The sequence below is a fragment of the Neisseria sp. N95_16 genome, from assembly GCF_002551535.2.
In the GTDB taxonomy this organism is placed as follows: Bacteria; Pseudomonadota; Gammaproteobacteria; order Burkholderiales; family Neisseriaceae; genus Neisseria; species Neisseria brasiliensis.
The window spans coordinates 47,721-53,720 of record NZ_PDBT02000004.1; the positions used below are offsets into that span (position 1 = coordinate 47,721).

The 6,000-nt window shown below is 46.6% G+C and carries 4 protein-coding genes; all 4 read left to right on the forward strand.

The window, feature by feature from the left end; translation table 11 throughout:
- Positions 1–125 precede the first annotated feature (125 nt).
- The 4 genes from CRG49_RS01435 to CRG49_RS01450 all read left to right on the forward strand — a co-directional run bounded on the left by CRG49_RS01435 (position 126) and on the right by CRG49_RS01450 (position 5,818).
- The gene (locus CRG49_RS01435; RefSeq protein WP_095503372.1) at positions 126–851 is read left to right on the forward strand and encodes a 16S rRNA pseudouridine(516) synthase; all 726 of its coding nucleotides are present in this window, start codon (positions 126–128) and stop codon (positions 849–851) included.
- A gap of 516 nt (positions 852–1,367) precedes the next feature.
- Positions 1,368–1,565: a CsbD family protein gene (locus CRG49_RS01440; protein ID WP_095503371.1), complete on the forward strand. Its 198-nt coding sequence runs from the start codon at positions 1,368–1,370 to the stop codon at positions 1,563–1,565.
- A gap of 307 nt (positions 1,566–1,872) precedes the next feature.
- The gene (locus tag CRG49_RS01445) at positions 1,873–3,237 is read left to right on the forward strand and encodes a sodium-dependent transporter (RefSeq protein WP_095503416.1); all 1,365 of its coding nucleotides are present in this window, start codon (positions 1,873–1,875) and stop codon (positions 3,235–3,237) included.
- 256 nt (positions 3,238–3,493) lie between these two features.
- Positions 3,494–5,818 (forward strand): DNA translocase FtsK, encoded by a 2,325-nt coding sequence (locus CRG49_RS01450; protein WP_369832010.1) that lies wholly within the window; start codon positions 3,494–3,496, stop codon positions 5,816–5,818.
- Positions 5,819–6,000 lie beyond the last annotated feature (182 nt).

The following is a 6,000-nucleotide window of genomic DNA, read 5'->3' on the forward strand; positions in this document are numbered from 1 at the left end:
GTTCCTTTTGCGCCCCTTAATTATTTTAAAGGGGCGATTTTTTTTGCTGTCCAAATCCTGAGACCTTTCAGACGGCCTAAATTACAGTACAATAGGCCGTCTGAACCTTGATTCCCTATACTATTATGCAACTTCTCAAATACCTGCAATCACAAGGCCTCGGTAGCCGCAAGCAATGCCAATGGCTGATCGACAACGATTGCGTCGTGATTAACGGCGACATTTGGAACAACGCCAAAAGCACCATCGAACCTGCCGATGTCAACACGCTCAGCATTGACGGCGATGACGTGGTGGTCGTACCCATGCCCCACTTCTATATTCTGCTCAACAAACCTGCCAATTACGAAACCTCGCACAAACCGCAGCAATACCCGAGTGTATTCAGCCTGTTTCCCGACCACATGCGCAATATCGATATGCAGGCAGTTGGCCGCTTGGATGCCGACACCACAGGCGTTTTGCTGATTACCAACGACGGCCAGTTCAACCACCGCGTGACCTCACCCAAGCATAAAGTGGCGAAAATTTACCGCGTGACACTCAAACACGCCGCTGATGACAGCTTGTGCGAAACCTTGAAAAACGGCGTGCTATTACATGACGACAACGAAACCGTTCGCGCAGCCGAAGCTTATTTGGAAGATGCCAACACGCTGATCATGACGATTACCGAAGGCAAATACCACCAAGTCAAACGCATGGTGGCCGCTGCCGGCAACCGGGTCGCACAGCTACATCGCGATAAATTCGGCGATTGGGACACGCAAAATTTAGCCGCGGGCGAATGGAAATTTATCCAAAATGGATTATTGAATTGTGTTTTTGCAAAAAATCATTACACATTTTGAATTTTTAAATTCAATAAAATCAATTAATTATTTAGCATCTTTTATAATTAACAAAACTTAACACAAATATCGCTGAACTATTATATAATTCGCCTGTCTGAGTAACACTTGCTTCGAGAGAAGTAAGTAAGTGAGTAAGACGTTTTCCCCGTAATGTGTTTGGCCATCTATACTTTTCCCCTTAGTATAGATGGTTTTTTTTTATCCCAAATTTATCATCAATTAACAAATAGCTTTTGATTAATTTATTTTACTACTCTAGCCAATTTAGCCTGCTATCTAAATCGTCATTCAAGTTTTACCAAACCATGATTTTGTCTGTTTTCTTTAAAATTTAATTGTTTAAGTAAATGCTATTTCATTCATTTTAAATATTTTTCTAGAAAACAATGAGATAAAATATTTAATTGTAAAGGCAGTGATTTCCCTACTTGCACAGCCAAGCGCGTTTGGTTACGATGGTTTCACACAAGACACAAAGTGTGTACCCCTTAAAACATAACGAAAGGAACTGGTATGAACTGGGATCAAGTAGAAGGTAAATGGGATCAATTAAAAGGTAAAGCCAAAGTGAAATGGGGCCAATTAACCGATGATGATTGGGCAGTCGTAGAAGGCCAACGCGATCAGTTGGCAGGACGCATTCAAGAGCGTTACGGCTACACCAAAGAACAAGTTGAAAAAGAATTGGACGATTGGGTTAACGACCGCTAATCCGACATCTATTTTCTAGATGAACATTAAAAAACCTGCCTATGGCAGGTTTTTTCGTTTTGATTATCTACAGGTTTGCGCAGTAACAGCACAAGCTCTCTCTCAAATCTGAATCGTTAACCCAATCTCAAACCAGTCTTTTCGCCTGTTTTGCTTTCAGACGGCCTTAATTATGACTATTTTTCACTATAAAAATTATCTTTTCCAGCATTATTCGCTATCAGACTTTTTGATATTCAGCTAAATTGCATACTTTATCAGGCGTATAATATTGCCGTTTAGTTTTGCTTGTTATGAATATATTAATATGAATTCTTCCCAACCCCGTCAAACCTGGTCAAACCGATTGACCTATATTCTGACTGTTGCCGGCGCGACGGTCGGCTTCGGCGCTACTTGGCGTTTCCCCTATTTAGTCGGTGAAAACGGTGGCGGCGCGTATGTGTTTTTATTTTGTATTGCCATGATTGTGATCGGTATTCCGATGATTTTGGTGGAAAACGTGATTGGTCGGCGTAAAGGCGTCAACGCGCTGGATGCCTTTGGCGGCGAACTCAACGGCAAACCGGTACCAAAAATCTGGAAACTTGTCGGCTGGATGGGCTTACTCGGCGCATTCGGCATCATGGCTTATTATATGGTGCTTGGCGGCTGGGTTATCAGCTATATCATGAACTTAATCGATGGCGGCTTGGATGTGTCGCAACCGATTCACGGAGAAGTCACCAAAGCATTTTTTAGCGAACATATTGAAAATAGCCCATGGTCGATTGCGCTTTACACCCTGCTGTTTGTGTTGGCGAACTATTTTATTTTGGTCAAAGGCGTGATTGGCGGCATTGAAAAAGCAGCCAAATACTTAATGCCGCTGCTGTTTTTATTCCTGATTGCGATGGTGGTGCGCAACGTTACCCTACCCGGCGCGATGGAAGGCATCACGTTTTATCTGAAACCCGATTTCAGCAAAATCACGGCGCAATTGTTTGTCTTCGTGCTCGGACAAGTATTTTTCGCCTTGAGTTTAGGCTTCGGCGTGATGATTACCTTGTCGAGCTATTTGGATAAAAACGAAAATCTGGTTCAGACGGCCGTCATCACCGCCGTTACCAATACCTTGATTGCAGTATTGGCGGGCTTTATGATTTTTCCTTCACTCTTCAGCTTTGGTGTAGCGCCAAATTCCGGCCCGACATTGGTGTTTCAAAGCCTGCCGATCGTGTTTTCCAATATGTGGGCAGGCTCTGTGTTTGCGGTGATTTTCTTCTCGCTGCTGCTGATTGCCGCGCTCACCACTTCTTTAACCATTTACGAAGTGTTGATTACGGCGCTACAGGAAAAAACCAAAATCCGTCGTGCTGCAGCGATTACCATTGTATTGGGCGGTATTTATGTATTGGGCAATATTCCATCGATTTTAGCTTATGGCCCTTGGCGGGATATTTCAATTTTCGGCCGCAATATTTTTGATGCTTTCGATTTCATCAGCGGCAATATTCTGTTTATGCTCACGGCTTTGGGCTCGGCATTGTTTGTCGGCTTTATGATGAAAGATGAAGCGAAAGACGAATTGCGTCATCAAGGCAACGACACCACTGTGAATATTTGGTTCAACTATGTCAAATATTTGGTGCCGTTGGTGATTCTACTGATTTTTATCAGCAACCTGATTTAAGACCAATCATTTAGGCCGTCTGAAACATTTCAGACGGCCTTTGTGTATATTACGACAGCGGTTTATTGTATAATTCGACATTACGCACATTACTTTTAGACGCCGTTTCAGACGGCCTCTGCAACAGAATTCTATGGCCACAAAATCTACGAAAACACCTCCCAAAGTCAAAGCCAAAACGGAAGCCGCCAAGCCTGCTGTGCGCCGCTCAGCCAAAGCACAAGCTGCTGCCCAGCCCAATAAGTTGTCGGAAAGCCTGAAAGCAGCCAAAGCCTTACAAAAAGACGAAGAAAAAAAAGCCCGCCCCGAGCATGTAGTGAACCTCATCAACGACACCATGTGGCTGTTCGGCTTGGTGATGACCATTTATCTGGCGATTTCTTTATTGAGCTTTGACATGAGCGATCCGGCGTGGTCGCGCAGCGTGGCCAACACCAGCAAAGTGCAAAACTTCGGCGGCTTGTTCGGCGCGTATGTATCAGACATTGGCTATTACCTATTCGGCCTGTCGTTTTGGTGGTGGATTATCGCCTCGGGTATGTTTCTCTATAAAAACTTCCGTCCGCTGCAAAAGCAAGAAAACCATAAACCCTACAATCACGGCGTAGCGGCTTTGGCCTTATTTTTGCTGCTGGTGTGCAGCCCGATTTTGGAGCACTTCGCATTCGATGCCGCATTGAATGACTCGCTGCCCGTGGGTGCCGGTGGTTTAATCGGTGCGTTTGCCGGTTCGGGATTGGGTTGGCTGCTGGGCAAATCCGGCAGCCTGTTGATTATGTTTGTTGTGTTACTGTTGGCTATTTCACTGCTGGCGCAAGTTTCGTGGCTGGAAGTATTGGCTAAAACCGGCCACAATGCCGAAAAAAACCTGCAAAACCTCAAACAAAAAATCGCCGATAAAAAGCAGCAAAAAGCCGACGACACCACCGATTTGCGCGACACCAAACCGGCTCGCCGCCTATTGAAAGAAGCCAAGACCATCACTGCTGAGCCTATGCAGAAAATCGAAGGCAGCAGCAGCAACCGCAAAGCCGTGACCGTATCCGTAGCGCCGCCGCCTAAAATTCAAACGTCTTTGTTTGACGACCATAAAGAGCCGCAAGCCGTGGGCGAATACCACAAACCGAGCATGAATTTGCTGCGCATACCTGAAGGTGAACCGGTAGCCGTTGATCCCGATGTGTTGCAGCAAACTGCCGAACGCATCGAATCCAAGCTGGCCGAATTTGGCATTGGCGTGCAAGTAGTGTCGGCCACCGCAGGCCCTGTGATTACCCGTTTTGAAATTGAACCGGCGCAAGGCGTGAAAGGCAGCCAGATTGTTGGTTTGGCCAAAGACTTGGCGCGTTCGATGTCGGTGCAGGCCGTGCGCGTGGTGGAAACCATTGCCGGTAAAAACACCATGGGCATTGAATTGCCAAACGAACACCGCCAAGACGTGATGTTGAGTGAAATCTTGTCTTCAGAAGTGTTTAACGAAGCGAAATCGAAGCTGACTGTCGCCTTGGGCAAAGACATTTCCGGCAATCCGGTAGTCGGCGATTTGGCCAAAATGCCCCATTTATTGGTAGCCGGTATGACCGGTTCGGGCAAATCCGTCGGCGTCAACGGCATGATTATGTCCATGCTGTATAAAGCCACGCCGGATGAAGTGCGCTTCATCATGATTGACCCCAAAATGCTGGAATTGAGCATTTACGACGGCATCCCGCACCTGCTCTGCCCGGTGGTCACCGATATGCGTGAAGCCGGTCAGGCGCTGAACTGGTGTGTGGCCGAAATGGAAAAACGCTACCGCCTGCTTTCCCATGCCGGCGTGCGCAATTTAGACGGCTTCAATAAGAAAGTCGAAGATGCCAAAGCAGCAGGCAAGCCGTTGCTGAACCCTTTCAGCTTAAATCCTGATGACCCCGAGCCATTGGAAAAACTGCCGCTGATTGTGTTGGTGATTGATGAATTGGCCGATTTGATGATGACCGAACGCAAAGCCGTCGAGCAGCAAATCGCCCGCTTGGCGCAAAAAGCGCGTGCCGCTGGCATTCACATGATTGTTGCCACACAACGCCCGAGTGTCGATGTGGTAACCGGTTTAATCAAAGCCAACATCCCGACGCGCATGGCCTTTACCGTGCAAAGTAAAATCGACAGCCGCACCATTCTCGACCAAATGGGCGCAGACGAATTGCTGAAATACGGTGACTCTTTATTCCTGCAACCGGGCAGCGCCGAGCCAACCCGCGTGCAAGGTGCGTTTGTCTCGGATGATGAAGTGCATAAAGTCGTTGCCCATGTCAAAGAACAAGCCCCAACCCGCTACATCGAAGGCTTGCTCAGCGGTGAAGCAGCTTTGGAAACCACAAACATCGTCAACCCAAATGCCGACAGCGACGAATTATTCGACCAAGCCGTTGCATTTGTGTTAGACAGCAAAAAAACCTCAATTTCCGCTTTGCAACGCCAATTACGCATCGGCTACAACCGTGCGGCTAATTTGATGGAAGCATTGGAAAACGCAGGAGTGGTCACCCCTGCCGACATCAGCGGCAGCCGCCGCATTTTGGCGCAAAAAGACCAGCTTTGATTTTAAACATGGCAAAGGCCGTCTGAAAATTTTAGTTTTCAGACGGCCTTTTTAGATATACAAGGATAAAAAATAAATCAGCGTATTAGGGCGTGTCCCTAATTTGAATAAGCCCAAAAGAGCCCTATTTTAACCCTATATTCCAACGAAATATAGGCAAACACAAACAATGGCGAGAACCG

Bases quoted from the DNA above. Each gene is read 5' to 3' on its own strand.
- CRG49_RS01435 (WP_095503372.1), top strand. From the start codon at position 126: ATGCAACTTCTCAAATACCTGCAATCACAAGGCCTCGGTAGCCGCAAG.
- CRG49_RS01440 (WP_095503371.1), top strand. From the start codon at position 1,368: ATGAACTGGGATCAAGTAGAAGGTAAATGGGATCAATTAAAAGGTAAA.
- CRG49_RS01445 (WP_095503416.1), top strand. From the start codon at position 1,873: ATGAATTCTTCCCAACCCCGTCAAACCTGGTCAAACCGATTGACCTAT.